At 68.5% G+C, this 3,741-nt stretch carries 2 protein-coding genes; both read right to left on the bottom strand.

Annotated elements, in window-relative coordinates; genetic code table 11:
• Positions 1-3,275 (bottom strand): carbamoyl-phosphate synthase large subunit (carB, locus tag PUR26_RS02005; RefSeq protein ID WP_329868538.1); only part of this gene is annotated, 3,275 nt, incomplete at its 3' end.
• The coding region (locus PUR26_RS02000; RefSeq protein ID WP_329868537.1) for a glutamine amidotransferase-related protein at positions 3,268-3,741 on the bottom strand (474 nt) is incomplete at its 5' end. The genes PUR26_RS02000 and carB, both read right to left, overlap by 8 nt.

The raw sequence follows: 3,741 nt of genomic DNA, 5'->3' as shown, positions 1-3,741 counted from the left end.
TCCTGGAGTGATCGGACGCCGACGTCGCCGTGGCCGAGTGCTTCGATGCCCTGGACGGCGGCGGCGAGGGCCTGGACGGTGGTGAGGCAGGGGACGCCGCGGGCGACGGCGGCGGTGCGGATCTCGTAGCCGTCGAGGCGGCCGCCGGTGCCGTAGGGGGTGTTGACGATGAGGTCGACCTGACCGTCGTGGATCAGCTGGACGATCGTCTTCTCCCCGCCGGGTCCTTCGCCCTCGCTGAGCTTGCGCACGACGGTGGCGTTGATGCCGTTGCGCTTGAGGACCTCGGCGGTGCCGGAGGTGGCCAGCAGCTCGAAGCCGTGCGCGACCAGTTCACGCGCCGGGAAGATCATCGACCGCTTGTCGCGGTTGGCGACCGAGACGAACGCCCGGCCCTTGGTGGGCAGCGGTCCGTAGGCGCCGGCCTGGGACTTGGCGTAGGCGGTGCCGAAGACCGCGTCGATGCCCATGACCTCGCCGGTGGAACGCATCTCCGGGCCCAGCACGGTGTCGACACCCCGGCCGTGCACGTCGCGGAAACGTGACCACGGCATCACGGCCTCCTTGACGGAGATCGGCGCGTCCAGCGGCAGGGTGCCGCCGTCACCGTTCCTGGGCAGCAGGCCCTCGGCGCGCAGTTCGGCGATGGTGGCGCCCAGCGAGATGCGGGCGGCGGCCTTGGCCAGCGGGACGGCGGTCGCCTTGGAGGTGAAGGGCACCGTGCGGGAGGCGCGCGGGTTGGCCTCCAGGACGTAGAGGATGTCGCCGGCCATGGCGAACTGGATGTTGATCAGGCCGCGGACGCCGACGCCCTGGGCGATGGCCTCGGTGGAGGCGCGCAGCCGTTTGATGTCGAAGCCGCCGAGGGTGATCGGGGGCAGGGCGCAGGCCGAGTCGCCGGAGTGGATGCCGGCTTCCTCGATGTGTTCCATGACGCCGCCGAGGTAGAGCTCGGTGCCGTCGTAGAGGGCGTCGACGTCGATCTCGATGGCGTCGTCGAGGAACCGGTCGACCAGGACCGGGCGGGTCGGGGAGATCTCGGTGGACTCGGCGATGTAGGACTGAAGGCGGGTCTCGTCGTAGACGATCTCCATGCCGCGGCCGCCCAGCACATAGGAGGGGCGTACCAGGACGGGGTAGCCGATCTCGTCGGCGATGGCCTTGGCGCCGGCGAAGGTGGTGGCGGTGCCGTGCTTGGGCGCGGGCAGCCCGGCCTCGGCCAGGACCTGGCCGAAGGCGCCGCGGTCCTCGGCGGCGTGGATGGCTTCGGGGGAGGTGCCCACGACCGGGACGCCGTTGTCCTTGAGGGCCTGGGCGAGGCCCAGGGGGGTCTGGCCGCCGAGCTGGACGACGACGCCGGCGACGGGGCCGGCCAGGGTCTCGGCGTGGACGATCTCCAGTACGTCCTCGAGCGTCAGGGGCTCGAAGTACAGGCGGTCGGAGGTGTCGTAGTCGGTGGAGACGGTCTCCGGGTTGCAGTTGACCATCACCGTCTCGTAGCCCGCGTCGCTCAGCGCGAAGGAGGCGTGGACGCAGGAGTAGTCGAACTCGATGCCCTGCCCGATGCGGTTGGGGCCCGAGCCCAGGATGATCACCGCGGGCCTCTCGCGCGGCGCGACCTCGCACTCCTCGTCGTACGAGGAGTAGAAGTACGGGGTCTTCGCGGCGAACTCGGCGGCGCAGGTGTCGACCGTCTTGTAGACGGGGCGCACGCCCAGGGCGTGGCGGACCTCGCGGACGACGTCCTCGCGCAGGCCGCGGATCTGGGCGATCTGGGCGTCGGAGAAGCCGTGCCGCTTGGCCTCGGCGAGCAGCTCGGGCCCGAGCTTCGCGGCGGCCGCCAGCTCGTCGGCGATCTCCTTGATCAGGAACAGCTGGTCGACGAACCAGGGGTCGATCTTCGTGGCGTCGAAGACCTCTCGCGGGGTGGCGCCGGCCCGGATGGCCTGCATCACGGTGTTGATCCGCCCGTCGGTGGGGCGCACCGCCTCGCGCAGCAGCTCGTCCTTGTCGCCGGGCTCGCCGGTGAAGGTGAACTGGCTGCCCTTCTTCTCCAGCGAACGCAGCGCCTTTTGCAGGGCCTCGGTGAAGTTCCGGCCGATCGCCATCGCCTCACCCACCGACTTCATCGTCGTGGTCAGCGTCGAATCAGCCTGCGGGAACTTCTCGAACGCGAAGCGCGGGGCCTTGACCACCACATAGTCGAGCGTCGGCTCGAACGACGCCGGGGTCTTCTCCGTGATGTCGTTGGGGATCTCATCCAGTGTGTAGCCGACGGCGAGACGGGCGGCGATCTTCGCGATCGGGAAACCGGTGGCCTTCGACGCCAGTGCGGAGGAACGCGAGACACGCGGGTTCATCTCGATGACGATGACCCGGCCGTCCTCGGGGTTGACCGCGAACTGGATGTTGCAGCCGCCGGTGTCGACACCCACCTCGCGGATGATCGCGATACCGACGTCCCGCAGGATCTGGTACTCGCGGTCGGTCAGCGTCATCGCCGGGGCCACCGTGATCGAATCCCCGGTGTGCACACCCATCGGGTCGAAGTTCTCGATGGAGCACACGACCACGACGTTGTCGTTCCTGTCGCGCATCAGCTCCAGCTCGTACTCCTTCCACCCCAGGATCGACTCCTCCAGGAGCACCTCGGTGGTCGGGGAGAGCGTCAGGCCCTGGCCCGCGATCCGCCGCAGCTCCTCCTCGTCATGCGCGAAGCCGGAACCGGCGCCGCCCATGGTGAAGGAAGGACGGACCACGACGGGGTAGCCGCCGAGCGTCTCGACCCCCTTGAGGACATCGTCCATCGAATGGCAGATCACCGACCGGGCCGACTCGCCGTAACCGATCTTCGCCTTGACGGCCTCCACGACGCCCTTGAACAGGTCGCGGTCCTCACCCTTGTTGATCGCCTCGACATTGGCGCCGATCAGCTCGACCCCGTACTTCTCCAGCACACCCTGCTCATGCATGGAGATCGCCGTATTCAGCGCGGTCTGCCCGCCGAGAGTGGGCAGGAGGGCATCCGGGCGCTCCTTCGCGATGATCTTCTCCACGAACTCCGGAGTGATCGGCTCCACATACGTGGCATCCGCGATCTCCGGATCCGTCATGATCGTCGCCGGATTCGAATTGACCAGAATGACGCGCAGGCCCTCGGCCTTCAGAACCCGGCAGGCCTGGGTTCCGGAATAATCGAACTCAGCGGCCTGACCGATCACGATCGGGCCGGAGCCGATGACCAGGACGGACTGGATATCGGTGCGCTTAGGCACGCTCGGCCTCCATCAGAGAAACGAAGCGGTCGAAGAGGTACGCGGCATCATGCGGGCCCGCAGCCGCCTCAGGGTGGTACTGAACACTGAAAGCCGGCCGGTCCAGCAACCGCAGACCTTCCACCACGCTGTCGTTCAGGCAGACGTGGGAGACCTCGGCGCGCCCGTAGGGCGTGTCGGAGACCTTGTCGAGGGGCGCGTCGACGGCGAAGCCGTGGTTGTGCGCGGTGATCTCGACCTTGCCGGTCGTACGGTCCTGCACCGGCTGATTGATCCCCCGGTGCCCGTACTTCAGCTTGTACGTGCCGAAGCCGAGGGCGCGGCCGAGGATCTGGTTGCCGAAGCAGATACCGAAGAGCGGCGTCCCGCGCTCCAGGACGGCCCGCATGACGGCGACGGGGCCGTCGGCGGTGGCGGGGTCGCCGGGTCCGTTGGAGAAGAACACGCCGTCCGGGTTCACCGCGTA

It is taken from the genome of Streptomyces sp. SP18CS02 (assembly GCF_036322365.1).
Classification (GTDB): domain Bacteria; phylum Actinomycetota; class Actinomycetes; order Streptomycetales; family Streptomycetaceae; genus Streptomyces.
The sequence above is the reverse complement of the archived record's forward strand: the minus strand, read 5'-3'. Positions and strand labels throughout refer to the sequence as shown.